Origin of the sequence: Bdellovibrio sp. HCB288 (genome assembly GCF_047305935.1) — a bacterium.
Taxonomy (GTDB): Bacteria; Bdellovibrionota; Bdellovibrionia; order Bdellovibrionales; family Bdellovibrionaceae; genus Bdellovibrio.
Window position 1 is genome coordinate 2126989 of sequence record NZ_CP178619.1, and the last position, 24366, is coordinate 2151354.

Annotated in this window: 22 protein-coding genes and 1 tRNA gene; 11 read left to right on the plus strand and 12 right to left on the minus strand. The window is 46.9% G+C overall.

The genetic code is table 11. From position 1 onward, the window contains the following. Window positions 1-31: 31 nt before the first annotated feature. A complete protein-coding gene (locus tag ACLVWR_RS10440; protein WP_413580597.1) occupies window positions 32-1567 on the minus strand; it encodes an Ig-like domain-containing protein in 1536 nt (511 codons plus the stop codon). A 268-nt stretch (window positions 1568-1835) separates the two neighbouring features. Here ACLVWR_RS10440 and ACLVWR_RS10445 point away from each other — a divergent pair, with 268 nt between their 5' ends. Genes ACLVWR_RS10445 through ACLVWR_RS10455 form a run of 3 tightly spaced genes read left to right on the plus strand, consistent with a single transcriptional unit; the run spans window position 1836 to window position 6661 of the window. Further along, window positions 1836-3419, plus strand: a complete 1584-nt coding sequence (locus ACLVWR_RS10445; protein ID WP_413580598.1) for a YiiX/YebB-like N1pC/P60 family cysteine hydrolase — start codon at window positions 1836-1838, stop codon at window positions 3417-3419. A 9-nt stretch (window positions 3420-3428) separates the two neighbouring features. Beyond that, a complete protein-coding gene (locus ACLVWR_RS10450; protein WP_413580599.1) occupies window positions 3429-4613 on the plus strand; it encodes a hypothetical protein in 1185 nt (394 codons plus the stop codon). Then, window positions 4610-6661 carry a phospholipase D-like domain-containing protein gene (locus ACLVWR_RS10455; RefSeq protein WP_413580600.1) on the plus strand — a complete coding sequence of 684 codons (2052 nt, stop codon included), beginning with the start codon at window positions 4610-4612 and terminating at the stop codon, window positions 6659-6661. The genes ACLVWR_RS10450 and ACLVWR_RS10455 overlap by 4 nt, the downstream gene beginning before the upstream one ends. Window positions 6662-6680: 19 nt before the next feature. On the opposite strand, the gene ACLVWR_RS10460 is transcribed toward ACLVWR_RS10455, so the two are convergent. Continuing rightward, window positions 6681-7067 carry a septal ring lytic transglycosylase RlpA family protein gene (locus tag ACLVWR_RS10460; RefSeq protein WP_413580601.1) on the minus strand — a complete coding sequence of 129 codons (387 nt, stop codon included), beginning with the start codon at window positions 7065-7067 and terminating at the stop codon, window positions 6681-6683. A 190-nt stretch (window positions 7068-7257) separates the two neighbouring features. On the opposite strand from ACLVWR_RS10460, the gene ACLVWR_RS10465 reads away from it, so the two are divergent. Together ACLVWR_RS10465 and ACLVWR_RS10470 are read left to right on the plus strand one after the other, a co-directional pair. Beyond that, the gene (locus tag ACLVWR_RS10465) at window positions 7258-8376 is read left to right on the plus strand and encodes a DegT/DnrJ/EryC1/StrS family aminotransferase (protein ID WP_413580602.1); all 1119 of its coding nucleotides are present in this window, start codon (window positions 7258-7260) and stop codon (window positions 8374-8376) included. A gap of 170 nt (window positions 8377-8546) precedes the next feature. Beyond that, entirely contained in the window at window positions 8547-9398 is an 852-nt protein-coding gene (locus tag ACLVWR_RS10470; protein WP_340599121.1) for a trypsin-like serine peptidase, read from the plus strand. On the opposite strand, the gene ACLVWR_RS10475 is transcribed toward ACLVWR_RS10470, so the two are convergent. The 3 genes from ACLVWR_RS10475 to ACLVWR_RS10485 form a co-directional block, all read right to left on the minus strand. Beyond that, window positions 9395-9586, minus strand: a complete 192-nt coding sequence (locus ACLVWR_RS10475) for a hypothetical protein (protein WP_413580603.1) — start codon at window positions 9584-9586, stop codon at window positions 9395-9397. The genes ACLVWR_RS10470 and ACLVWR_RS10475 overlap by 4 nt on opposite strands. 87 nt (window positions 9587-9673) lie before the next feature. Continuing rightward, window positions 9674-11473, minus strand: coding sequence for a M3 family oligoendopeptidase (locus ACLVWR_RS10480; protein WP_413580604.1), 1800 nt, complete (start codon window positions 11471-11473; stop codon window positions 9674-9676). Then, window positions 11473-12555: a DUF2252 family protein gene (locus tag ACLVWR_RS10485; RefSeq protein ID WP_413580605.1), complete on the minus strand. Its 1083-nt coding sequence runs from the start codon at window positions 12553-12555 to the stop codon at window positions 11473-11475. The genes ACLVWR_RS10480 and ACLVWR_RS10485 overlap by 1 nt, the downstream gene beginning before the upstream one ends. A gap of 147 nt (window positions 12556-12702) precedes the next feature. Between ACLVWR_RS10485 and ACLVWR_RS10490 the strand changes: the two genes are divergently transcribed. Then, window positions 12703-14079, plus strand: coding sequence for a YncE family protein (locus ACLVWR_RS10490; protein WP_413580606.1), 1377 nt, complete (start codon window positions 12703-12705; stop codon window positions 14077-14079). Window position 14080: 1 nt separating this feature from the next. Here the strand turns inward: ACLVWR_RS10490 and ACLVWR_RS10495 are convergent, their stop codons facing one another. Then, entirely contained in the window at window positions 14081-14449 is a 369-nt protein-coding gene (locus tag ACLVWR_RS10495; RefSeq protein WP_413580607.1) for a hypothetical protein, read from the minus strand. 164 nt (window positions 14450-14613) lie between these two features. Between ACLVWR_RS10495 and ACLVWR_RS10500 the strand changes: the two genes are divergently transcribed. Beyond that, window positions 14614-14690 (plus strand) — tRNA-Arg (locus ACLVWR_RS10500). Between the two features lie 64 nt (window positions 14691-14754). Here the strand turns inward: ACLVWR_RS10500 and ACLVWR_RS10505 are convergent. Continuing rightward, entirely contained in the window at window positions 14755-15840 is a 1086-nt protein-coding gene (locus tag ACLVWR_RS10505) for a hypothetical protein (RefSeq protein WP_413580608.1), read from the minus strand. A 121-nt stretch (window positions 15841-15961) separates the two neighbouring features. Next, window positions 15962-16789 carry a hypothetical protein gene (locus ACLVWR_RS10510; protein ID WP_413580609.1) on the minus strand — a complete coding sequence of 276 codons (828 nt, stop codon included), beginning with the start codon at window positions 16787-16789 and terminating at the stop codon, window positions 15962-15964. A 294-nt stretch (window positions 16790-17083) separates the two neighbouring features. On the opposite strand from ACLVWR_RS10510, the gene ACLVWR_RS10515 reads away from it, so the two are divergent. Genes ACLVWR_RS10515 through ACLVWR_RS10525 form a run of 3 tightly spaced genes read left to right on the plus strand, consistent with a single transcriptional unit; the run spans window position 17084 to window position 18366 of the window. Next, window positions 17084-17473, plus strand: coding sequence for a hypothetical protein (locus tag ACLVWR_RS10515; RefSeq protein ID WP_413580610.1), 390 nt, complete (start codon window positions 17084-17086; stop codon window positions 17471-17473). 53 nt (window positions 17474-17526) lie between these two features. Continuing rightward, window positions 17527-17811, plus strand: a complete 285-nt coding sequence (locus ACLVWR_RS10520; RefSeq protein WP_413580611.1) for a hypothetical protein — start codon at window positions 17527-17529, stop codon at window positions 17809-17811. Between the two features lie 21 nt (window positions 17812-17832). Next, window positions 17833-18366, plus strand: a complete 534-nt coding sequence (locus ACLVWR_RS10525) for a hypothetical protein (protein ID WP_413580612.1) — start codon at window positions 17833-17835, stop codon at window positions 18364-18366. A 75-nt stretch (window positions 18367-18441) separates the two neighbouring features. On the opposite strand, the gene ACLVWR_RS10530 is transcribed toward ACLVWR_RS10525, so the two are convergent. Further along, window positions 18442-18969 (minus strand): hypothetical protein, encoded by a 528-nt coding sequence (locus ACLVWR_RS10530; protein WP_413580613.1) that lies wholly within the window; start codon window positions 18967-18969, stop codon window positions 18442-18444. Between the two features lie 133 nt (window positions 18970-19102). Here ACLVWR_RS10530 and ACLVWR_RS10535 point away from each other — a divergent pair, with 133 nt between their 5' ends. Next, on the plus strand, window positions 19103-20296 hold the full coding sequence (locus ACLVWR_RS10535; RefSeq protein ID WP_413580614.1) for a hypothetical protein: 1194 nt from the start codon (window positions 19103-19105) through the stop codon (window positions 20294-20296). Here ACLVWR_RS10535 and ACLVWR_RS10540 read toward each other — a convergent pair whose 3' ends face one another. From ACLVWR_RS10540 to ACLVWR_RS10550, 3 genes are read right to left on the minus strand one after another with little or no spacing between them, the layout of a single operon-like run. Further along, window positions 20297-22279 (minus strand): C45 family autoproteolytic acyltransferase/hydolase, encoded by a 1983-nt coding sequence (locus tag ACLVWR_RS10540; protein WP_413580615.1) that lies wholly within the window; start codon window positions 22277-22279, stop codon window positions 20297-20299. It lies immediately after the preceding gene. Next, complete coding sequence (locus ACLVWR_RS10545; RefSeq protein WP_413580616.1) at window positions 22276-22842, minus strand: hypothetical protein; 567 nt, start codon at window positions 22840-22842, stop codon at window positions 22276-22278. Before ACLVWR_RS10545 ends, ACLVWR_RS10540 begins: the two co-directional genes overlap by 4 nt. After that, complete coding sequence (locus tag ACLVWR_RS10550; protein WP_413580617.1) at window positions 22839-24359, minus strand: GH3 auxin-responsive promoter family protein; 1521 nt, start codon at window positions 24357-24359, stop codon at window positions 22839-22841. The genes ACLVWR_RS10545 and ACLVWR_RS10550 overlap by 4 nt, the downstream gene beginning before the upstream one ends. Between the last annotated feature and the right edge of the window lie 7 nt (window positions 24360-24366).

Consider the following 24366-nt stretch of genomic DNA (forward strand, 5'->3'; position numbering starts at 1 on the left):
AATTGCCGGACCGTATGATTATTGGACAGCTCTATTCGACGATATCGAGATAGACAGAGCGATCCAGGAATGGGAAGACAGGCACTGTATTAAAGACTTCATCATATGAGAATTTGAACTTGTTCAAACTCATGATGGAGACCTCGGCAATAACAGTTCCAGAAACATTGCCTTCATAGCGACTGTGAATCAAAGGCGCATTCAGAAGGATTCTTTCAAACGAGACATTGCGACCTTCCGTGCGGCAGGCGGCATCGTACAAGGCACCCTTTTTCGCTTCGATCAAAGCTGCTTCCGCAAGGACTGTGTCACCGAAAGCCTTGGGATTTGCAGAGGCTCTGATAAAGTTACCCGGTACCGTCCAGAACGAAGAGTAGCGGTTCACCAAAGAAGAAGTGCCGTAACCCGCAGTATTCGTCGCATAGTTGTCAGTCGTATTACAGAAGTTGCCGTTCTTTTTAACGGTACCCAGACCCAAACTGATCGACTTGCTGCTGGTGATTTGCAGATTGCGGGAGGAATCAGTGTTGGCGTAATTGATCGCGCCATAAATAAACACCGAACCCATCACATACAATCGGCAGCCAGTTTTCGAGTTCAAAGTCAGATTTTCCAATAGCAGGGGACCACGAATGGCAACGTCGCCCTCGCAATTAAGTGTGCCGCTGTTTTGAAAGAAATCACCTTCGTCTTTTAGACCTGACAAAGCCACGGATGTGTCAGCATCCTTAAAGTATTTAAAGCGTTCAGTGGCCGTTAGCTGAAATGCACTGGAAATGTTCGCATCGGTCGGCGCACCGATGTACACGCTTTTCTTTTCAAGAACCTGTGCGCCCTTGGAGGTTGCATAGGCGGAGTTCGCAAGTTGTGACTTTAAGTAAGCTGCCAAGGTGCCGGCGCCAGCTTGCGTGGCGATCGCGGAAGGCAAAGGTGCCTGGGGAACGATAATGGATTTATCCGCTGGCATGGCCACGGTATAAAAGTTTTTGCCGTGGTCGCCGTAAACGGAGCCACTGGTCCAAGTGATATTGGAAGGGGAACCCTGAGCCATGAAATAGCTGGAACCATAACCAAAATCAGTGATGATGTTTGAAGACACCTGTGCATGACATTGGATACAGCCCATACCGCGAATTGCCAGGGCAGGCTTGAATGTCTGGAAGGCATTGCCGACACTCACTTTGATTTTGAATTGAATTGCCACACCCTCTTTGTCGGTGACCGTCACCAGGATGTTGTCAGTTCCGCGGAATCCGTAGTTGGGCGTGTATTTGAAATTATAAGTGGAAGCGTCGATGATCTCGATCTTGCCGCTCAGGGCCGCCCCGGAGTTGATGGTCAAAAATGTGATTTTATCGGCCACTGGTGCCGAGGTTTTATCCGCCTGAAACTCGATGGCAGTATTCATTTTGGTTTCGATCAACAAGTCAGGAATGGACTTGAGCTCTCCACCCGCAGAGGTCGTTTTGCTTGCAAGGCTTGCAAAGTGAGCTTGAGGTGCGCAGTTTTGAAACGTAACGATCAGGGAACTACCAGCCAAGATGAATCCAAGCAGTCTCATTTTCATACGATGTATTCCCCCAACCCCACGTACTACAACGGAGTCACTGAATCTAAATGCAATTTTGTTACCATGTTAAATCGATCAGGCAGGCGCTGGCGTTCAGAATTTTAGACAGTGTCTGTCAGGTGATCATTTCTAGGCTTAGGGCGAGAGCGAGGAAACTGTGAGGTTTACAATAGTCTGGCCCTTCCAATAGTTTTGTGTGTCTGAACATTTTCAAAGCTATTAATATTAAGGAACACAATGAAAAATGGGTCCATAGGAGAAAAACATGCGTTTTAGTCTGGTATCACTGTGTCTTGTGCCATTGGCATTTGCAGCTTGTAAGTCTCAACAGGAAGTAACGGAGAGGGTGCCAGCAGCGGCAAGCTATGTGGATCCTCAATATTATGACTATCAAACTTTGTTTGCAGAGGCACTGACTTTCAGAGCAAAGGCTTTGCAGTTTGCTCAAGAGAAAAAATTGAATGAAAGCAGTGATGTGAGCTTTAGCCGCTCCGAAGGTGAGTGGGTGCGCAAAATGGGTGCGGACTACCTTGTGACTCGCAAAAAGCTTTTGGACTATACTCTTCCGGTGGCATCTAATTTCGCCAGCCCAAATCAAGTCAAACTGACTCCTTACCTGGGCACGAAGAACGAAGTAAAAGAACGTGTTCGTCCAAAGGATGTCTGGGAAAGATATCAGGTCCTGAGCATTGACCCAAAAGATCCTCAAGGCGAGAAGGAAATCTTTAAAACGCAAATGGCCTTGGCATCCGCGTTGATCCTGATGGACAACTTCCTTGTGGCGATTCAGCCGTATAACAATATCGATTCCATTCGTTACGTATTGAACTACGATGTGGAGCAAAAGAAGGCCCTGCAAAAGGTTGCTGACAGCTACACCAATCGTGAGCGTCGTGATCAAATTCGTTCGGCGATCGAGTTCGTGGATGGAGTGATGGCGTGGCGTCGTGCTCAAGGCGTTACAACCAGTCCTGAAGAGTCCAACCTGTACGGGATGATTCAATCCAGTATCTGGTATGTGGCAGTTAAGAACAATAAAGAAAGCTCCAACTTTGAAGATGCTGTGGCAAATCTGTGGGGGCGTCTGACTTCCCGAGGCAAGCGCGGAGCGCGTGTTGTGTCCTATGGTGTGAGTATGGGTTTTGGTAACATGGTGGGTCTGGTTGAGACTCGTAAAGGTTATCTGTACAACATGTCATTGAATGAAAAGAACAAGCTTATCGCAGAAATGAAACCATTGGACATTTTGATGGAAAAAACGCCGTTCCGTCTGACTGACAAAATGATTCCAGGTCACTACGGGCACGTTGCGATTTGGCTGGGTACTGAGCAACAACTGAAGGACCTGAAAGTTTGGGACCAAATTCCAAGCAAAGTGCAGGCTAAGATTCGTTCTGGCCACAGAATTGTCGAGGCATTGCGCCCGGGAGTTGAGATCAATTCGTTGGATCATTTCCTGAACATCGACGACTTCCTGGTTGTTCGTGATAACCGTTCAAATATTACTGACGAGTATCGCAGAAAAGCGATCCTTCAGGCGGTTGCACAAATCGGCAAAGAGTACGACTTTAACTTTGACGTGCATACACACACTCGCATTGTGTGCTCAGAGATCGCTTACGTGGTTTTCGACGATGTGAAGTGGCCACTTGCGAACACTTTGATGCGTTATACGATCAGTCCTGACAACGTTGCGCAGTTGGCAGTAGGCAATCAAAGAATGTTTGATCCCGTGATCATGTATTACGGCGGTCGTCGTGTTTATAAGGATCTGCCACATTCACTTGAGTTGTTGTTGAAGGCAGATGATGCATCCTACGCTGAGTTTTCAAGATTCCAGGGAATCTAGGGGTTCACTTTGAAAAAGCCGTTGATCTTAAGTTTGTGCGCTGCCGTCCTGGCAGTGCACTGTTCGCATAAAGAGGTTCGTAAGCCAAGCAGTTTGCCCAATATCTTCACCGAGAGGGAAACCCAGGCACTGGGGCAGATCCTTGGAGGCGATTCACCGACGGAGAAATTCCGTCGTGTCATGGCGGTCGACTTTAACACCAACGGCGATGCTGAGTATCTTTCTGAAAATGCACGCAAATCCATTCAGACAGCCATTGCTGAAACCCTGGGCGAGGAAAACCCCCAGCAGGGACTGGCCAAGCTGGCTCTGGGAAATGTCAAAACAGAAGTTGTTGAAAACTTCATCAAGACCTTAAAGGTCTACAAGCTGGTCAACCTGGGGTTGCAGTTTGATTTGAACTTCGCTCCAAAACCGTATTCCGCAACGTTTGCGCCCGAGTTGTCCAGCAATCAACTGGTTCGTTTGGATGAGTTGGGAAGTTTAAGCAAAAAGTGGGAATTGAGTGAGTCACAAGGATTTACCAATCAGATTTATGCGAATTCATCTTTGGTGAGCAAATCTGAAGATGCAGATTATATTGGCGGTCAGGTCAGCATCTTTGTGGAAATTTTGGATACCAAGCCTAAGCTAGGTCTTCCAAAAATCACAAAAAATGGTGTGAAGGGCTACATCCGCTATCGACGATACTTCCGTTTAAATTCGACAGTGAGTGCCGGGAACTGTAACGGCTTTACCAGTGCAGTTACCTCCGCTGCCGGAGTACCTGTGTTTTATACTGTCGACCTTTACAAGAACTTCAATCTTAAGAATTTGATTCCAACAGAGGAAACTCTTGAGATCTATCCTGGAATCATCGCGGCCACTCAAGAGGGGCGTCCGGAATTGCAGCCTGAATCGAGTGCAAAGTATCAGTCTATTTCAACTATGCGCTATCAGGTGAACCAAAAGAAGATGATGGCTCACACAGATTTCGTGGTTAAGAAAATGGTATACGATTTGAAAGATCGCAAGTTCGACGTCGAACGCAGTGAAGTTGACGTGAGTTCTTTCCGGTCTCTGGCCAAAAATCCCAGACCGAGTGAAGAGTCCGAAGCCAAATCGGCTGCGCGCCGTGAATTTTTTGGCAAGTGTCAGGGAGTATTGGAAAAACAACTGAAACTGAATCAGGTGATCCCAGGGGGCATACTATGATGAAGGTGGGTGCACTTGGTGCTGCATTGTTGATGGCCTGTCCTGCATTCGCGCAGACAGCGCAGGTTTCGCTGAAAGAGCGTATAGAGGCGATGGACTACTATAAGCAGAATCACGATGTGATGTTTGCTGCGGAGGCCTGCCGTCGTCCGGAAACATTATTGACTGAGATCCGTAAGCTTGCTGCGAAAAATCAGGAACAAGCTTTGGCCTTCGTAAAGAAGGTTGAGAATCAAGTCCCGGAGAAGATTCTTTTGCCATTGGTTTATTGGAAATTCATTAAGCCGCAACCTGCGAATGAACAGAAGGTATTGAAGTACTGGTTGCAAACCCGCATACAGGCTCTTCGTGATTATGCGGATCATCCACTGAAAAAGAACCGTCAGGCGCAGGAGCACGCCCGTGGTTTGGCTCTCAGCTATTCCCGAACGGGGAGCCTGAGCATCGCCTCGACACAATTGCTGGAAAATTTGAAAAAACGATTCCCCGAGATGGACTTGTACAGTCTGGTCGCAGGTGGATTTGTCGCAGGGAATGTGGTGGAACTGGTCAGTCATAACACGGTTTCCCCTGAGCACATTGACTGGTTCAATGAACGCTCCATTTTTAATGGTGGCAAACTGGATTTCACAAAGCCTTATATGAAAATGCCAATGTCTGAAAAGGACGAGGGGCATCCCGCATTTAAAGATCCGATGTTTGCGCGCATTCGTGACATGATTGCCAGCAGTCAGCAGAGTATCTTCATTGATATCTTTCTGTTTGGCGGAACGATGGGCGGAACATTAAGTAAGTTCTTATTGGATCAGACGTCCCTGAAGCTTAAAGCAAACCCGAACTTCAAGGTCCTTTTGCTTCATGATTTTGCGACGAACTACAACATGAAAGACGAGATGATGCCGATCTTTCAATACTTGAAGGATCGTGTTGCAGGGGATCCGGCATTGCGCTCAGCGGTTTACCTGTTGCAGGCAAATATCCAGCGTCACCCTCCGGGAATTCCATTTGGAATAACGAATCTGGTTCCTAAAACAGATGAGACCTTCAAGGCCCTGGAAAAACGCAATACTTATTATGAATCCAAGATCGATCACAGTAAGGTGATTGTTGTCGATGCGGAGGGCGAGGCGCCGCAGGCTTACTTTGGCTCCAAGAACTGGTCGGATCACAGCGGCGGCTACTACTATGACAATGCTTTGTATGTAAAAGGACCGGCGGCAGCATTGGTGCAGGCAGCCTATTACGATGACGTGGATGCTGCGCTGACGACAAATCAGCAGGAAAGAAAGTGGTTCTATTTTAAAGAACAGGGTTTCTCTAACGAGGCCTATTTGTCCCAGCGTGAAAAGATTTTGAGTTGGTTTAAAGTCAAAAGAACAAGTTACCCGGCAGTGGGGAGCCAGGTGGTGCGTTTGGCGGAAGCCAATGTTGATGGGAAGATCAAAGACGTTCGCAACATGCTGGTTGATATGATTTCCAAAGCCCAAAATAACATCTACATGGAGCAATTGTTCATTTACGACCCTTATATCAACGACGCCCTGATGAAAAGAAAGTCCCAGGTGCCATCACTGAAAATCAGAATCCTGGCGGATCACAACGGAAACTTCGACATGGGTGGATTGCCTAACACGCTTTACCTTGAGCAGTTGATGGAGCACGGGGTGGAAGTGAAGGCTCGTAAAACTCTGGGATCTGAGGCGCGCTTTCCAAATGGGAAAACCCAGGTTTACCATCAGGAGAACCACCGTAAGATCACCTCGATTGATGGACAAACGATGATGATCGGCTCGTCCAATCTGAATCCGGATACTCTGCAGGGCAGCTTCCGTGAGTTTGGTGCACAAATTTTCGATGCGAAAGAGATCGGCAATTTTGAAAAGGAATTCATGGCAGCCTGGAATGACAAATCGCAAACCGGTCCCTTCTTTGAGGGGCAGTTGCAATTGAAGGTTCTGGGGCAGGAGTTGACCGTAGAGCAGTCGAAGCTTTTGAATGACCTGGGAGCGGCGATTTTCAGAGCCAAAGACGACATCGAAAAACGATAATTCTTAAAGACGTCCCCGGTTACTTGCCGGGGATGGACAAGACTTCTATTTTCACACGATCCACACCTTTTTTAATCATATCCAGTTCTTTGGCAGCAGCCTCGGAAACGTCAATGATTCGGCCTTTCTTGTAGGGGCCGCGATCGTTAATTCTGACTGTGACTGATTTGCCGGAGGTGAGGCTTGAAACTTTCACCCTTGATCCCATGGGCAGAGTGCGATGGGCGGCGGTCAATTCGTCCATGTCGAATGTTTCACCGCTGGCCGTGCGATTGCCGTTGTGGCTTTCACCGTAGTACGAGGCTTTGCCCGTAGCAGTGCTGCCAACGCGCAGAGGGGTCGCACAGCTGGGAAGGCTTAATCCCATAGTTAAAAGTATAATGAAAATACGCTGGGCGTTTTGCATGATATCTTATCGGTATCATGGCCCGACTGCTTGACGATACTGGACGATAGCTCGGAATTATGCAGCAAGTGTTGTCTATAAGCACCACTCGTGTGCAGAAAGCTACAGTTCCGAAGCCCCACAACGCGCAGCCCTTGATTGCACAAATTAATTTCTTGGAGGAAAATCGTAGGGGTACAGGAGATTTCATATGAGCATTCAGCAAGTTCCATTTATTACATTGAACCGTTTTGAACCTGGTTTCCGCGATGAGTTTTTGGCAGGAGTTGCCAATCTTTTTGATAAAACTCAATTCGTTGGTGGACCTATCGTTGGCGAAATGGAAGCCAATTTGGCAACTTACACTAAATCCAAACACGCCATTGGTTGCGCGAATGGTACAGATGCGATTCAAATCGCACTTCGTGCTGTGGGCGTAGAAAAGAATGATAAAGTGTTGGTTCCGGATATGACTTTCTGGGCGACATTCGAAGCAGTTGTCAACGTGGGTGCAAACCCTGTGACTGTGGATGTGAACAAGCAATTCTGTCACTGGGACCTTGCGACTTTCAAACAAGCGGTCACGCAATTCAAACCAAAAGCGGCTATCATGGTTCACCTTTACGGTTGGGTGACTCCTGAGACAATGGAGATCAGAAAGTTTGCCAAAGAAAACGGCGTTGTTTTGATTGAAGACGGTGCGCAGTGTTTCGGTACAGAGATTGATGGTCAATCCGTTGTGGGCACGGCTGAAATCGCAACGACAAGCTTTTATCCGGCAAAAGTTTTGGGTGCTTCCGGCGATGCGGGCGCTATTTTCACAGCTAATGATACTTATGCAAAAAACTGCCGTACTTTGATCAACCATGGTCGTACAGATCACTACTCTCACGGTATGATCGGTTGGAATTCCCGTATCGGTGCGTACGAGTCTTTGTTCCTGAATATGTCATTGAAACACATCGATGCTCGTATCAAATCCCGCATGAATGCAGTTAAGTTTTATGAAGAGTCTTTGAAAGGCTTGCCTCTAAAACCAGTTCGCGCAGCTGCGAATGTAAAAGAGAATGGTTACTGTGCAGTGGCGATGATTGAACCATCTTTGCGTCCGGCTTTGATTGAAAACTTGAAAAAAGCCAACGTGGGTTACGGTACAATCTATCCAGGCGCGATGAGCATGCAATCCGGTGCTCAAGGTTATTTGGCTGGCAAAATTGACAATGGCAACGCTCACTACATCTCTCAAGCTGTATTGAATCTTCCATGTTATGCCTACATCACTCCTGAAGAACTTCAGTACGTGGTGGACGTTGTTAAAAAGAGCTTCTAGTTCTGATTTTAACATCAATGCAAAACAAGAAAGCCGGGCAAAAACCCGGCTTTTTGTTATTGATTCGTGACACAGCACTTCATAAAAACATCCCCGAATGCGCTGCATTCTTCAGGGTTTCCGTTGTGACTTCAAGGGCTTATGGTTAGGCTTTTGGGCGAGGGGGACTCATGAGATTTTTACTTTCTTTAATTACTGTAATGACGGTTTCTTCACTTGCGCAAGCATTGCCATTGCCGTTCCCAAAAGGACAACAGCAATTGCTTTCTTTGCCAGCGAACTTTACAGCTGAATACAACTTCGAAGCGATTGTTGGTTTGGATAACTGTTCTGGTTCTTTGATTCGTTTCGAAAACTCTCGCGACACAGACAACGCGATGGTTATGACAAACGGTCACTGCTTGGAAGTCGGTTTTCCGAAACCAGGAACTTTCGTTTACGGCAAACCAAGCCGTCGAACTTTCAAATTGTTCAACGCGGGTATGCAGGTTGTGGGTCGTTTGACAGCAAACACGATCATCTACGGAACAATGACTAAAACTGATATGGCGATCTATAAGTTGAACGAAACTTATGGCGAGATCGTTTCCAAGTACGCGGTGAACGCGATGACTTTGGCTTCTCAGCGTCCAACTGAAAGAACTCAGATCGAAGTGATCTCTGGTTACTGGAAGCGTGGCTACGCTTGTGAAATCGAAGCGTTCATTCCGCAATTGAAAGAGGCGGGTTATACTTGGGAAGACTCTATCCGCTACTCTCGTCCGGGCTGCCAGGTTATTGGTGGAACTTCAGGTTCGCCAATCGTGCAAAAAGGCACTCGCACTGTGATCGGTATCAACAACACGGGTAACGAATCAGGCTATATGTGTGAAATGAACAATCCATGTGAAGTGGATAAAGATGGTAACCAAAAAGCCTACCGTGGTTACTCTTACGGTGAGCAAACTTACTGGGTTTACTCTTGCTTGAACCAAAACAACGAGATCGACGTTAACGTTCCGGGCTGTCAGCTATTCCACTAGTCTTTTTTTGGATATAGATCTTCTGTATTCACATTATTTTTTCGAGGAGCACGTTTGTGCTCCTTTTTTTTTGCCGGACGGTCAAACTCGTCTTCACCGCGCAGGCGACTTATCGTCAGTTCATCCATCTCTTTGACAAATTCATAGGATTTTAAAACGGCATCTTTAATTTGACGTAGAATCCGCATGGGTTCTGGTTCTCCCGGAGTGAGTGGTGGAAACACTATTGTAGAATAGCATTTCCACCCTGCGGGATTTTTAATGTTCAACCAGACTTAAATCAGGCTCTCAAAGTGAGCAATCTTGGCTTTTACGACATCAATGGACTTTTGCCAGAAGGCTGGCTGCGTGATGTCTTCACCCAGATGCTTCATGATAAGGTCCTCGGCAGTCATACGGCCTGTGTCGCGCAGAATGGCCTTATACTTATCCATAAAGCCTGCACCCAGTTCCTGACGGCGGGCATAGATACTCAAAGAGAACAGGTAGCCGAAGGTGTATGGGAAGTTGTAAAAGCTTAAGCCCGCAATATGAAAGTGCAGCTTGTGTGCCCAGAACAACTCATCAGCGCCGTCGGTGCTGTCGCCATACCACTCGGTCCAAACGGTTTTCATTAATTCACGCAACTCAAGGGCGCTCAATGTGCGCTCTTTACGAGCTTCATAAAAGCGACGTTCAAATTCATAGCGAACTGGAATATTTATCAGGAACGCCATCGCGCCTTCCAGATCACCCCAGGCATTCTCGATTTTTTCTTCCCGTGATTTGGCCTGAGTCATCAAAGAATCACCCAAAACGGTTTCGGCAAAGACACTCGCGGTTTCCGCCAGGGTCATCGGATATTCTTGCTCCCCCCAGGACATGTCACGCATCACCCACGCATGGAAGCCATGTCCCAGCTCGTGGGCTAATGTTCCTATGTCACTGCTGGAGCCCATGTAAGTCATGTACACGCGGGGCTCTCTGGTTTTCAAAAATCCAGTGCAATACGCACCCGTGCGTTTGTTAGGAAGGACACGGCCCTCGATCCAATTTTTATCCACCATCATTTGCACGAAATCGGCCATCTCCGGGGAAACATGGGCGAAAGCGTCTCTGACGATTTTGATGCCTTGATCAAAAGGAATTGCCTCGGCGGAAGCCGCAATCGGACTTGGCGCCATCTGATCCCAAAGACTCAGGCGATCTTTCTTTAAAAGTTTCGCCATCAGCTGGCCGCCTTTACGAATATCCTGTGCGTTGCTTTTGCACGCAGAGATCATCGCATTCAGTGTCTGCTGAGTAATGCGGTTGTTGAACAGCGGATCATTCATGAACGTTTTGGTTTTCGTATGGGAGCGCTTTTCTGCCTCTTCCAGACGCCAGCCGGCCAAAGCATTGACGATGGCAGCAGCGCTGTGTTGGTGCTCGTTCCAGGCTTCTTGGATACCCAGCCATGCAACTTTACGATCCAACTCGTTTGCGGTTTTCGTGAGGGCGCTCGCTTTGGCAAGGCCGACAGTTTCGGTGCGATCCGGGTATTTCAATTGCACACGAATGCTGCCACTCAGGTCGTCATACAATTCACCCCAGGCACTGTGTCCAGAGACCTGCAAACTTGCCAGTAAAGTCTCCTGTGCCTCCGGAAGACTGAACTCTGCTTTTTTGCGTTCCTGTTCCACAGCAAAGCGATAGGGCTTAAGGTGTTCGTGGTTCAGAAGCTTTTCAATGACTGAATCCTCGCAGTGCTGCAGGAAAAGTCCGACAGGAACAAGTGCCTGAGTCAGTTTGGAAAAGAAAATATCAATTTCTGAACTTTTGGCTTTGGCCTCCAGATTCGAGGAGTCCACGGAAAGCTGACACGTCAAATAAGTGGTCAGGGTACCCGCAATGACTCTGCATTTCTCTTCCATGATCAGAATGTTTTGAACCTGAGTGATGGTTTTGTCCGTTGGATTCGCGAATTCTGATTTGATTTCTGAAATGTTTTTTTGCAAAGATTGCAGATCAGCGTGGATCGCGTTCCAGTCGTTCTGGAATTCGGTAGAAGCGATCGAAGGGTAGACTGATTCAATATCCCAGGTAGGTCCGTTCATTAGTTGTTCTCCCTTTTCATCAGGTCGACGTAAGTGTTTACCAGTTTTTCAAAAGTTTGAAAGCGCAAGAACTGTAGTAAGTTTTCACTTGCAGGTTGTTGGCCATGCCATAGTCCCAGGCGATTGGCGATATACAGAGACATATCTTGTCCGTCATGGATGTTGTCGCCCTCTTCAAAATCCAAAAATGGATTCAAACGGGCACGCATAAGGAATTGTCCGGCGGGACTTGCCACGATCTTATATGGTCCGTACACAGAACTTGCCGGTCGGTAAACTTGTGCCACGTGGGGGAAGCGCTCAACTGCCTGCCCCTGATAGGAGAAAAAGGAAGTCGCCGCTTCCTTCTCAAGTTTGAATTCGACGATGTGGCGCTTTTGATTTCTTTGGATCAAATACCAAAATCTGGGCAGACCGCTGCTGCCACCGCTGGTTTTGGTTTTATAGCCGTTGTCCAGAATTTGATATCCTGCCATGGAGGCTTCAAAGTATTCGCGAGCTTGGTGAAAAAGGTGTTGAACCTCTAGTGGCGATTGGAAAATAGGAATCAACTTTGCCTTGTCAGAAAAGCGTGAACCCGTCGTCATTTTGTCCAAGTACTTTTCCTGCCGGGAGTGAAAGTCCTCGTCGCGGTAAGAAAGTGCGTCTTGCAATACGGCAGGTTCGCTCATCTGTAAACCCTGCAGGCCGTGCACGTAAGCATCAAAGACTTTATTCAGTGAGATTCTAAAAGGAGAAACCTGATTGCCGGCGGCATAGCGAATAATGTCCCCTGCAAATGGAGCATTCGGTCCGCCATCATCTATGTCGATCAAAGAGAACTCGCGACCACCCGTTGCAAGTTGGACATCGCCGAAATTCAAAATATGTGGATCGCCAACAACCACGCCAGTGGGTTCCAGTAGAGGGCCATTTTGTGATTTTAACCAATTCCAAAAGTGGGGAGCGTTGGCACGGAAAGCACCAAACAAGTAGTCTTCTTTTTGCCAGTCAGGGCTTTGAGTATAGCTATACCTGCCGGATGCAAACGTTGTTGTTCCAGCAAATAGAGACAATCCAATCAAAAAAATAAGGGTCTTCATGGGGCCAAATTTAACAAAGCCGCATTTCGAACACAATAGGGAGCCCTGGATTAAATCTCTGATGGAATCGGAACCTTACAAGAACGTCAATTGTGACCCGGAGGGGGTATCGGTCATAGTGACAGGTCTTAAACAAAGGAGATCTGTATGAAGCGGCTGATTTTGGCTCTGGGGTTGATTTCGTATGCCTGCGCAGCCAGCGCGACAGCGAAGGATTTAGAGGCATATTACTCCAAGGATTTTTTGAAAAAAATACTCCCGACGGGGTGCCAGCCCAAGGGGGCGAAGGTGGATCCGAGTGGGAAGTATCTTTATCTGGCCGAGATGTGCGGAAAGATCGATCCGAAAACCAAGAAACGAGTTCCGACGGCTTCGATATATGACCTGGAAAAGATGACTCTGGAGAAGACCTTGATCACTCCGGTGGGAATGCGTAAAGGCATTCTTGCCAATACAGAAGTTGATTTTTCCTTTGATGGTAAGTGGGCATTAATCGCACGCGCTGAAGGTGACGAAGGTTCTGAAGTCTACAAGGACCAGGGCATGGTCACAGTCGTAAATACCAAGACTCAGAAGATCGCCAAATACATTCCTACGTTCGGACAAGGGGCAAAGATCATTGCCACGCGACCTGCACTGACTAGAATCCGAAATCCACAGCAGGTGATCTACGTCGCAAATTACTTTTCAGATGATATCAGTGTGATTGATATCACCAACCTGAAAGATGACGGGAAATTGAAAGGCGACAGTCACTTCATCAAAAAGATCGATTTGAAGACCCACTTCAAACCACCGGTTGAGCATGGATACAAAATTGCTCCGCGCGGAGTGGCCTTTACTCCCGATGGGAGTCGCGCCCTGGTGTTGAATACTGAATCGGGGAGTATCTTCGTCGTTGATTCTATAAACCATAAACAGCTTGCAGAGCTGGCTCCGATCAGTAAAGACCTTGCCGGTCGCGAGTTGAATGTGCGTCACATCGTGACTTCCAAAGACGGACAGCTGGCTTACTTAAGTCATATGCGTGGCAATGCGGTTTCCAGAATCAGTGTTAAAAAGCTGATGGAGATTGTGGATGGAATGCCTAATCAGGGACCTCAAGCCGTGTTGCCGGAATCAACATGGAATGATCTATTAGTTCCGTTTGAAACGACGACGGGCCCACAAAAGATTTTGGTGCTTGAAGGCTATCCAAAAGATCATCCCAACTTCCCGAACAAGCAATGGCCACTGGCGCACCCGAACACCATCGTATTAGACCCGATCTCCAATCGCTACCTGTATGTGTCTTCACGCACGACCACAACAGTGGGGGATACTTCAGTGGATTCGCGCATTGTCGGGAAAATCGATATCATCGACACGACCAACGGAGCGGTTGTTTATACGCTTGTCGGAGGAGCGCAGCCAACGGCGCTGGATATTACTCCTGATGGCAAGACTTTGATTTCAAGCGCCTTCATCACCGCGCGATTGTTATTTTTTGATGTCGGTAGTCTGATTAAAATTTATGAGAAATAACTTAAGGGCTGCACTCAGCATACTGAGTGGGCTCTGAGGGCTTTAGGCGTGTGATCTTCACTGTTTGCACGCCACCCGTTGCGGCGAAGGGCTTTGTGACCAAAACATGCCACTCCCAGCTTTTGAATTCCAGGTTCTCGGAAGTCGCGTTCAGATAAGCTCGCACGGGTTCTTTGGACAAAATCAAATTATCGATCATCACCAGCCAGGTGGTGGCTTGAAACTCCCGGCCATCCCTCAATACGCAATGGACAAAATTGCCACCGGCATCTGTGGAAAGATCGTCGGGGCTCACCTCGGTTTCACCGGGCGCTGCAAAAGTGACTGTCGTCGCCAGGGCCATTGTAAGTAGGGTAATTATGAATTTCATTCACGCGCTCCCGGTGGGGGTTTAATTCTTTATAAAACAGATGGATTCTGAGTGCTAGGAATTAATAACAACATGCGTTAATGGGTAAAATATGGGGGCATGGGCTTGGATTTTTGAAATCAATTTGCTAGTTTGAACCCCTTCAGTGATTATATGTCACAAGTGGTCGCGTAGCTCAGCTGGATAGAGCAACTGCCTTCTAAGCAGTAGGTCGCACGTTCGAGTCGTGCCGCGATCACCATTTCAATCTTCTCGCAAATCCTATCGTGACGAGCGAACGGCCCCGGCTCCTTCCAACCGACTAATCACCGACCCGGATGTTTTTTCGGATTGTACTTTTCGTACTTAGCTTCTTTCCATTTGTTCGCTAAAATGCCCGTAACTATCTTGTCCCATTGCTCCACGCTCTCACCGGAAGCCCACTCCTGCATAACTAGTTGGCGAAGCTTTGCTGATTTTTTGAAAATGGAAACTAACTTTCCTTCCTTTACCGAGTAAATTTCAAAGCCAGAACTATCAATACTGACCACTGTTCGACCATCTGGAGAAATAAAGCCGTCTTCTTTACCAGCTAACTGGGCAATAATTCCTCCCGGAACCAACGGCCCCACTTCAGGGGTATTAACCTTAAGTGCTGATTTAAATTCGATACCCACACCACAAAGACGATGGGTTGGCAGAAAACCCTCAAACTCCCAGACAAATGGGTTGCGGGCCACACTCCATGTCACAAACTCATACTTGCCAGCATTGTACTCGATACAGCTTTTCTCTTCCTCATTTTCAGGAATAATGGCCTTAGCATCAGGAATGAAATCTTTTGGCTGGAAATTATTAAAGTATCCGGTAGCAGAGTCATCAAATGATCGAACCTGAATCTGCTTTTCACGACTATCTAGATGGCGCTCTGAAACAAAGTTTTCAGATCTCAAGAATAAAATAGACTTACCGGTTATCATTTTTATCTGAGTACGAATCGTAGTATTGGCTTCTCTGGGGTCACACCCATCAATGCACTTTTCAGATTCTTTAAGAGGTTTCTTCTTCAAGCTCTTTTCCAGATTAATTTTTGCATCAGTGCAGGACTGAAGTTCCACGCTTGGTTGTTGGTCCGGGCGAACGATGTACATTAACTCGCCCGTATCCATACTAAGCTTCAACATACAGCCGTCCCTGGTGCCGACGCGATAAAAACCTTTAACCGTTGGAACCAACAAGTCATTCAATGGCCCTGCCATAAAGGGTTTATTCGCTCTTGTTCCAAGCCAATAAGTTTTATATGAACTTGCTTGATCTTCTCCACCTTGATAAAAGCCCAACAAAACACCTGCATCCTGCGCGATAGACAGCGTGGAGAAGAATATAACGACAAAGAATATTAAGATTTTCATTTAATCAGACTAAACGATTCTACTTAAATTACAAATTTTTGTTTATTGGAGATCTTAACCAGCTCTCGGTTAGCCAAGTTCAGTCCTGTCGGAGGCAGTATTGAAGTGACAGTCAGTTTTCCTAGCGAGTTTCAAGTTTGATGTGAACCGCCTGATTTTTTGAATCAGTGATGGATTCAAACAGGCTGTCATTCACATAAAAATGGAATTGATGGGTCTTGCGGGAAACATCTTCATAGCTTCCGGATCTGTAGTTTTTGTTGCTTCGGGTGGGGTGATAGAAATGGGCAAAGTTCTGTTCATTACCGTCATCGCCGGCGCCATTGTTGCCTTCGCGCAGGAAGTACATTGTCGCAAAAGGATAGGGGATGTCTGTCTGCAACAGCGGACGTTGGTATTTCAGAAGGTGATCCCGCTGGAATTCCCATTCATCATAAAAGTAAGTGGCCCGCAAAGGGACGTGAATGGTCAACGGCTGTTGCGACAATTCAAAGTGCATGCGGATAGCATCGCGCATGGAAAGGGCATGGCATCCGGGCAGAGTGTCGGTGCTGCCGAAGAAACCTCCGACGATGGTCACTTCTTTGGCTGATATCGGAATGTTGTGTTCGCCGCCATCAGAATAGATTTCAAAATCCGGGGAGCGGTCTTTGGTGTACCACTGACGATAGCCTTCTTCGCTTTGGTCGCTGACCAGATAGATCACCGGGCGTCCCTGTGATTTGAATTCCTGAACGATTCTGTCGATCCCGGCTGTGGCCATCATGTCCTTATCAAAAAACTGAGTTGCATGGGTGACGATCAGAACATGCTGATCCTTGATCATGGACAGCTGGCTGTTTTGAAAGCGGGGCTTCAAACCTGCTTCGGAAGAAGGTTTGCGCAGATTCATGTGCTGGCATCCCAGCAAGCCGGCTGTCAGAAGTAAAATCATAAAGACAGAGTTCATAGATCACTCATCGGTAGCTGCAGCGGATAGATGAATGACTTTCATAACTGGAATGTCTGAATTTGGCGCAGTTCCCTTTCAGATTCGCAATAGGCCTTTAGGAACGTCTTATAAGACCTGAAATCGAATATATTCGCCAGCTAATACCCACTTGCTAAAGTTTAGACAGTTGTACACTAATAATGAACAAAACGTATATTAATTAATAACATCTATATTTTTTTAAGAAAACGCCTCGGGTATCTTGCATGTGAGTTTACTAATAAAGAAAAACAAACCTTAAAGGAGTTCTCAATGAAAAAAGCATTCTGTGCACTTATGATCCTGGGCTTGGCTTCTACATCCTTCGCCGCTAAGCCATACTATACCTGCAGCCTTCAATACGCAGGTAACTCAGTAAAAGCGGATACTGAAGTTCTAATTCAAATCGAAAACGGCAGAGTGGCAGTCAAGGGCGCTGGCGCAACCGGTACATGTATTGGTGAAGTAAAGTTCATGGGCAGTGAAGGTCACTATGCAGCCAAATTCGAACACGACGGCAGAATTAACACGAACTGCACCACTTTTGATAACATGCAGTGGCTCTCTACCGGTGAGGGTTATGCCTCAATCATTCCCAATTCAACTGTCGAACTGGACAGTTATATGATCGGTGGCATTTGGGCAAGATACACCTGCAAATAAATAATTAGAAAAAAAACAAAAAAAGTAACAATAAATAAATTTAAGGAGTTTTTATGAAAAACATGATCTTGGTATCTCTATTCACATTAATGTCAGCTTCTTCCGCATTTGCTAATTACAACGATTCTTTGCAAAAAATCAGTGCTGCTCTGACTGACGCGAGCGTTGTCTCTGCCCTGAGAGGCGAAGCCGTTCAAAAAGTGGAAATTGGTGGTGATGACAATCTTGACGTTCAAATCACTTCCAGCAGCTGCCAGACAATCGTGGGTTTGACTTATGTAATCTCCAACGATGCAGTTGTTGGCTATAAAGTCGAAAACATCGCCACTTGCCAGTAATTGCAAAGAAAGGAAAATAGCATGCGTAAATTAATGCTGATTGGTCTTTTGAATTTGGTGTCTTTGCAAGTTTTTGCCAGTTCACCGATTGATCTGATTTGTAGCTGGGAAAATGGAAATGGTGTTTTTTTGTCGATGAATATTCCACTGGATGGAGATATTGCATACCTGGATAAAGACAAGTTGTCAGAATATAAAGTCGACCTGTTTGATAAAAACCTTCCATTTAACGGTGAAAATCACATCAATGTCGCAAATACAGGTCCTAAAACTTTACCAAGCTTTTCTCTGAACGATCCGAACAAGGAAAAGTACACTAATGACAATATGCATTTGGATTCTAACAATGAGATGACATTTGGATATTACAACTTGAATCACGGAGTTTACTCTTTGGCTTATGGTCCGGTCAGATTGAAAATTGCTGTGCCAAGAAGTGTCGCGATGGATAGCCTTCACGAAAATGAAGTTCCCAATGTTGGTCGTGCGGTTGCCTTGTTTAGTAACGGTGCTAAATATTTCGCGACTTGCGACCTTTTGTATAATCACGAATAAAAGCTGACTTGTACAAATTCAGAATCAAAAGGCACTGACTTAAAAACCAGTGCCTTGTCTGTTTTGAGCGTAGGACTAAGGCTCGCCAGGGATTTCAGAAACACTGGCGCAAACAAGTTGGTTGGCATGTTCGTGGCAGGAGTACAATTCGCTGTGATTTTCCTGAAAATCTGATATACGACCAAAGACTTCGGCGCCCAATTGCCAGAATTTGAATTCATCAATGGCGCCGTTTTCAAAGGCTTCAAGCTGTTCGAATGCGGCATCGTAAATCGCCAGCGCAGAGTATTTTCCGCCGGGAGTATAGTAAAAGCACCGTGGCTCCCGGGATTTTAGTTCGCATCCGGAGTCGTTGCATATAAATTCATTGGTTATGATATCGATAGTTGAGTCTGCGTGATAGACTGTGACCAGGTTCCCTGCGGAAGCTGATTTAACTGAAAAACCCATGAAATTGTCAGAAGGCTTGTTAAGACCCAGATTGTTTTGTTTTGCATAGATTTGCAAAGCGGCAAGAAGATCCCTGCGGAAGGAAGATTCCGCGGCTGCAGCATTCAATGTCAGAAAAAGCCCGCACAACAAAAGACAAAAAGAGTTTTTCATTTATGTTAGATCGGTTGTGAAAGTCCGAACTTAACTGGACGACTGTACTGTCGCAGAATGGTTCACTTGAGCTGGTGTTATAAAGCAATCGGGAGACGCTGGTGAACTGACCAGGCGAATACTATGCTGAGGTATGGCCACAACTCACTTGCTGGATAAGGAAAAAAACTTTTCGTTGGTTCTTGGTGGGCCTCTGTATCAGTTGTTGATTAAAACCCGTCTCGCCACGGCAGCCACTCAGTTACTACGTCGGCGCATGATCTTTTTTATACTGATCACCTGGGTGCCGCTGGCACTGCTTTCTATGATTGAAGGCAATGCGTGGGGGAGTCAGGTCCGGGTGCCTTTCATATACGATATCGAAATGCATATTCGCCTTTTATTGGCCCTGCCGTTACTGGTTGCTGCCGAAATAGTCGTGCACAAGCGCATGGCCCCGGTTGTCAGTCAATTTGTTGAGCGCGGAATTATTCAGAAGAAAGATCGAGCCAAGTTCGACGCATCCATCGATTCAGCCATTCGCTGGCGCAATTCGATTGTGGCGGAAGTGGTGTTGATTGCATTCGTTTACATCGTCGGAGTGGGTATAGTCTGGAGATCGCAATTGGCTTTGGATGTATCCAGCTGGCATGGCATCGCCGATGGCGGCCAAATGCAATTGTCCCTGGCCGGATGGTGGTTGGGATTGATCAGTTTGCCATTCTTTCAGTTTCTTCTGTTGCGCTGGTATTACCGCCTGTTTATCTGGGCCCGGTTTTTGTGGCAGGTTTCACGACTTCATCTGAATCTCACAGCCCTCCATCCGGATCGTTGTGGGGGCTTGGGTTTCCTATCTGCGATGGGCTACGCATTTTCACCGGTCTTGTTCGCTCAGGGCACAATGCTGGCGGGATTGATTGCCAGTCGTGTGTTCTTTGCAGGAGCAAAGCTGCCGGAATTCAAATTGGAGTTGGCTGGTTTGGTGGGACTGATGGTATTCGTCGTACTTGGACCGTTATTGGTGTTTGCTCCGAAGCTCGAAGAGGAAAGGCGCAAAGGTGCCCGCGCCTATGGAACTCTTGCTAGCAATTACATACGGGAATTTCAGCAGAAATGGATGATGGGTCATTCACCCGAAAAAGAGGCGCTGGTGGGGAGTGCTGACATCCAGTCTTTGGCGGATTTGGGTGGCAGCTTTGATGTCATAAAAGAGATGAAGGTCTTTCCCTTCAATTTACGCACAGTGATTCAGTTAAGTATTGCAACATTGCTCCCGGTGGCCCCATTGCTATTAACAATGTTTTCACTCGAGGAGCTGTTGCAAAGACTGCTGAGCATGGTTCTTTAACTACTCCACCGTGCCCAGACGAATTTCTGAATCCAGAACTATCGGCAGTTGTGCTTCAGCTGAAAGGCTTTTTTGCAAATCATAAAGCTCTTTCTGGCGAGGGTACTTGGCAATCAAAGTAGCCAAGGTCTCTTGAGCGCGCAATCTGAAGTTACTTTGGGCCACGCGAGATTGCAGGGCTTGGGGCTTTAGAGTTTCCGCTCGGAACTGCCACATATCCAACTGGAAGTTTTCATAAGGATGTAAGCCAGATCCCAATCGCACCGCAAGATCCGTCATGCGTCTTTGCGACTCGATCAAGTCTGTGTAAGCCAGCTCGCGTTGACCATTTTGAATGTTCAAAGCCGCTCGTTGGATTTTGATTCGGGCCCACATGAACTCATACGGAAACTCAAGGACGCCATTTTGAGCGGCTTTCGATGAAGCTGTTTCCAGTAGACGCAGAGTGCGGTCGATACCGGCAATCGTCACGTGATCGTGTTCGTTGGTTAGATAGGCCTGAACATAATATTTCATCGAGTCGTACCATGCGGATTTTGCAGAATCCTCCCAAGCTTTGGTGACACCGATAATTTCAACCGGAGATCTTTGACCAGGACCCAGCAAGCGGAAGCCGACAAAGTGGGAGCGGTTGGTTGGATACGTTTCCCCCACGCTCATCCACCATTCTTGACGGGCCGGGGCCATCACATGAGTGGCAGCAGTGTAAAGCTTTGTGGTGGTGCGCCCAAAGGCTCTTGGTCCCACAAGTTCGTCAGTGTGACCGCTGAGGCGATTGATCACCCATTGCGCGTCAACTCTGCCAAAATCCTGATTCAAGGTGCGCTCCACATGGGCCAGGCGAGCCCGTGTCTCAAGAGTTTTATTCAGACTGTACTCGTAACCTTCCTGGCTGGTTCTTAAACCCAGGAAGTGATTGCTTTGACCCAGAAATCTGTTTTTGGTTCTGCGCGCTACCACCACTGTGTCACCATTAAGCTCAATCGACGCGGATTCATCGGTCTTTGCATCAGAGATAAAGAATGTCCAGGCCCCAAAACCTTTGCGAGATTGGATGATGGCGATTGCTTGATCCAAAGTGCGAGCCTTCAATAGTACTGAGTGCAAAAGAAAGGGCGCGATATCGGATTGGCCGGGAGCATAGTGAATCTGAGTTCCTTCCGTTTGCAATTCGTGCAGGCTGACTGATAGACCGTGATTATTGAAACCACTGATGCCACCGGCATAGTGCAGCCCCGCCGATGCGATACCAACAGAAGTGGTGCCATTTGTTAGGCGGTTGATAACAATAACCTGATCCTGTTCAAAGAATCCCAAAAGACCCGTGTCGAAGTTACGGCCATGAAGAAGGGCCCCATCCATGGAGCTGCTGGCAGACGCACTGATCCCTGTGCAGCCCATTTTGATTGCTCTTAAACCTTTTGCCAGGATTTTGAAGGGCTTTGCCAGTGCACTCCCGATAAAATAGGGGGCGCAAGAAGCAAAAAGCTGCTTCTTCATTTTTCCCGGATCGTCCTCCAGCTGCCTTTGCATGGAGTCTGCAAAAATTGAGAACTCCACCATGTAGTTGCTTTCCTCAAAGTCCTTCCAGTCGACTTTGCTGCCTGCAGCTTTGAGTCCACGATGCAGATTTCTAAGACCGTCTTTGAATTCTTCAGAAACGCTGGCGCGATAGTTGTCGATCACGCAGTTTTTAATAAGCTTCAATTGATCTTTGGACTTTTTATCCAAAGAGGAAAAAGCACGTTCCGTGCGAATCTGAACGCCTTTCAGGACGCCGGCTTCGATTTCTTTGCGCAGGAAGTAACCATGAAAGTAGGCCGTTTCCTTATAGCCGCCGGTCAAATCCAGCACGTGTACTTTTTTTGCTGTGCCGGGCGCCTGGCAGACGAAATGGCGCTGGTTTTGTTGTTGGTTTTGCAAAATGCAATTCGCAAAAGCAGCCCCGGGAGCCAGTAACAGAATCATGATTAGCAGTTTCATAGAATCTCCATGGAAAGATAAACGGAAAAGCAGAAGAATCCGCAAGCTGCGACGACTTCAATTTTTCTTAAGATTTTTTTAATGGGACCGTGCAATCTTTTTAAGCTCCATAATAGAGCCATAAAGCTTGCCACAAAGGTCAGCGCGTAGATGGAAACACCCAGCAAAAGGGTGTTTGTTTCCAGCGCATGTGAAAACAGACCGGCATAGATAAAGACCAGATGAAAATTAGAGAGCGTCAGCGCCAGGCTCATTCTAAATCCCAGATCGGGGATTTGGATCGAGGACGTCGGTGATTTGGAAAAAATCACGTGCACTGAAAAGATCAATAAAGCCAAAGCTGTTAGTACTGTGAGCAGATTTTTAAACCATTGCAGATGCAACAAGGGACTGCGTAACAGGGCTGTGGCAAAAAGAATGTAAATCAGATCCCCCAGCAGGAAGCCTGCTATCGAGGACCACGGCCATGATCTGCGGGAGACCAGGCTGCGAATGATACTGAAACTTGCCGGGCCTAACGCAAAGGCGGAGAGGATCCCAGTGACAAACATCGCAAGAATCATTGTAAAGTCCCTGCTTGATCCAGATTCTGACGAATAAAGGACAGGTACTCCTCGGCCGTTTCAAAAGTCGTTTTCATTTTGAACTGACCACGGCTGCGATTTTTTTCGAAATACCCCTGAAGGTAATCCGCATTCATGATTTGCACTTGAGCGGCACCCAGAACTCCAACATCTCTGCAGTCGCTGTAGTCGCCGTTTATTCTTTGCATTTCTTTTTCCAAATTCTCGGCCAGAGTTTTGGCGTCAACATTTGCATTTCCAGCCACAAACAGAGTCCACATATAAGTGGCTTTGCCATCTTCAGTGCCCGGAGACAGGAAGTAGTGACGTAGGTCCACGTTCAAGGACTTTTTGGTATTAAGGTAACAGTTCAGAATGTCATCATCGCTGACTTTTTCGGCAGCAAGGTTCATTCCTGTGGATTTTCTGCCGACGAACTCAAAAACCAAGTCGCCATTCACCAGATCAAAGCTGACCACATCCTTCATGCAGTAGTGAATCATGCCGTTGGGTGTTCCTACATTCAGGAAGTAGGGCACACCCATTTCTATTTGATGCAAACCCACATTTTGAGTTTTTCCTTCAACCGGGGTGAATGAGTAAAGCAAATCGGGATTCAGGAAGTAGCGTTGACGGCCATTCTCGTATTTCGAATAAGGCAGACCTATTGCGGCTTCTGTTGCGGCATAAACGCCGTAGTAGTTCAACTCGTGGCCGACCAGGCGGTCGATGCGGTCTTTGTATTGTTTGATGGGAGTTGCAGCATAGACGAAGACCTTTAGGTTCGGCCAAATTTCGTTGATGTGCTTTTTCCCGGTTTTTTGTAAAACAGCTTCGAAGATCGAGATAATGTACGTGGGAATACCACTTACAACTTGAATGTCTTGCTCGATGGATTCATTTATTAGTAATTCAATTTTCTTATCCCAGTTTGAAATCGCCAAAACTTCACGGCTGGGAAATGTGTTCTTTGCCAGAACTTTAGGGACTCTTGTGGAAAGAATTCCGGATATGTAGCCGAACTTGAACCCGTTTTGGGAATACAAATACGGATCAGAGCCAAATGCCAGGCGACCGGCTTTCAGAAGGTTGAGATCGGGTTCCAAGGTGGAAATCTTACTGGCGATTCTTTTTTGAGATTTGATGAACATGCGGATCATGCGTTCGTTATAGGGCACACGTTTGGAGTCTTTGCCGGAAGTGCCGGAAGAAAGACCAAAATAGTCGGCTTTGTCTTTAAAGAGAATGTCCTTATGACCAGCGGCAATCATGTCCACATAGGGCGCATATTCATCATAACCATAGACGGGCACATGATTGACGAATTCTTCATAGGAATTGATGTAGGCTAGGCGCAGATCCTTATAGAGGCGAGTGCCGGTCAGCGCACGTTTCATGTTTAGGAAATTGCTTTCCTGTCTTTCCAGAAGATCCTGATGATTTGTTGTCATTCTGGAACCGTAGGTTTTCAGGTAAGTTTGCCCCAGGGAATGGACGACATGATTTACTGCGAACATTAGGATC

Coding starts and splice junctions, on each gene's coding strand:
- ACLVWR_RS10525 (WP_413580612.1), top strand. CDS start 17,833: ATGCGTAAATTAATGCTGATTGGTCTTTTGAATTTGGTGTCTTTGCAA.
- ACLVWR_RS10485 (WP_413580605.1), bottom strand. CDS start 12,555: ATGAAGACCCTTATTTTTTTGATTGGATTGTCTCTATTTGCTGGAACA.
- ACLVWR_RS10505 (WP_413580608.1), bottom strand. CDS start 15,840: ATGAAAATCTTAATATTCTTTGTCGTTATATTCTTCTCCACGCTGTCT.
- ACLVWR_RS10480 (WP_413580604.1), bottom strand. CDS start 11,473: ATGAACGGACCTACCTGGGATATTGAATCAGTCTACCCTTCGATCGCT.
- ACLVWR_RS10530 (WP_413580613.1), bottom strand. CDS start 18,969: ATGAAAAACTCTTTTTGTCTTTTGTTGTGCGGGCTTTTTCTGACATTG.
- ACLVWR_RS10550 (WP_413580617.1), bottom strand. CDS start 24,359: ATGTTCGCAGTAAATCATGTCGTCCATTCCCTGGGGCAAACTTACCTG.
- ACLVWR_RS10465 (WP_413580602.1), top strand. CDS start 7,258: ATGAGCATTCAGCAAGTTCCATTTATTACATTGAACCGTTTTGAACCT.
- ACLVWR_RS10490 (WP_413580606.1), top strand. CDS start 12,703: ATGAAGCGGCTGATTTTGGCTCTGGGGTTGATTTCGTATGCCTGCGCA.
- ACLVWR_RS10540 (WP_413580615.1), bottom strand. CDS start 22,279: ATGAAACTGCTAATCATGATTCTGTTACTGGCTCCCGGGGCTGCTTTT.
- ACLVWR_RS10460 (WP_413580601.1), bottom strand. CDS start 7,067: ATGCAAAACGCCCAGCGTATTTTCATTATACTTTTAACTATGGGATTA.
- ACLVWR_RS10545 (WP_413580616.1), bottom strand. CDS start 22,842: ATGATTCTTGCGATGTTTGTCACTGGGATCCTCTCCGCCTTTGCGTTA.
- ACLVWR_RS10520 (WP_413580611.1), top strand. CDS start 17,527: ATGAAAAACATGATCTTGGTATCTCTATTCACATTAATGTCAGCTTCT.
- ACLVWR_RS10455 (WP_413580600.1), top strand. CDS start 4,610: ATGATGAAGGTGGGTGCACTTGGTGCTGCATTGTTGATGGCCTGTCCT.
- ACLVWR_RS10515 (WP_413580610.1), top strand. CDS start 17,084: ATGAAAAAAGCATTCTGTGCACTTATGATCCTGGGCTTGGCTTCTACA.
- ACLVWR_RS10510 (WP_413580609.1), bottom strand. CDS start 16,789: ATGAACTCTGTCTTTATGATTTTACTTCTGACAGCCGGCTTGCTGGGA.
- ACLVWR_RS10535 (WP_413580614.1), top strand. CDS start 19,103: ATGGCCACAACTCACTTGCTGGATAAGGAAAAAAACTTTTCGTTGGTT.
- ACLVWR_RS10475 (WP_413580603.1), bottom strand. CDS start 9,586: ATGCGGATTCTACGTCAAATTAAAGATGCCGTTTTAAAATCCTATGAA.
- ACLVWR_RS10440 (WP_413580597.1), bottom strand. CDS start 1,567: ATGAAAATGAGACTGCTTGGATTCATCTTGGCTGGTAGTTCCCTGATC.
- ACLVWR_RS10445 (WP_413580598.1), top strand. CDS start 1,836: ATGCGTTTTAGTCTGGTATCACTGTGTCTTGTGCCATTGGCATTTGCA.
- ACLVWR_RS10495 (WP_413580607.1), bottom strand. CDS start 14,449: ATGAAATTCATAATTACCCTACTTACAATGGCCCTGGCGACGACAGTC.
- ACLVWR_RS10470 (WP_340599121.1), top strand. CDS start 8,547: ATGAGATTTTTACTTTCTTTAATTACTGTAATGACGGTTTCTTCACTT.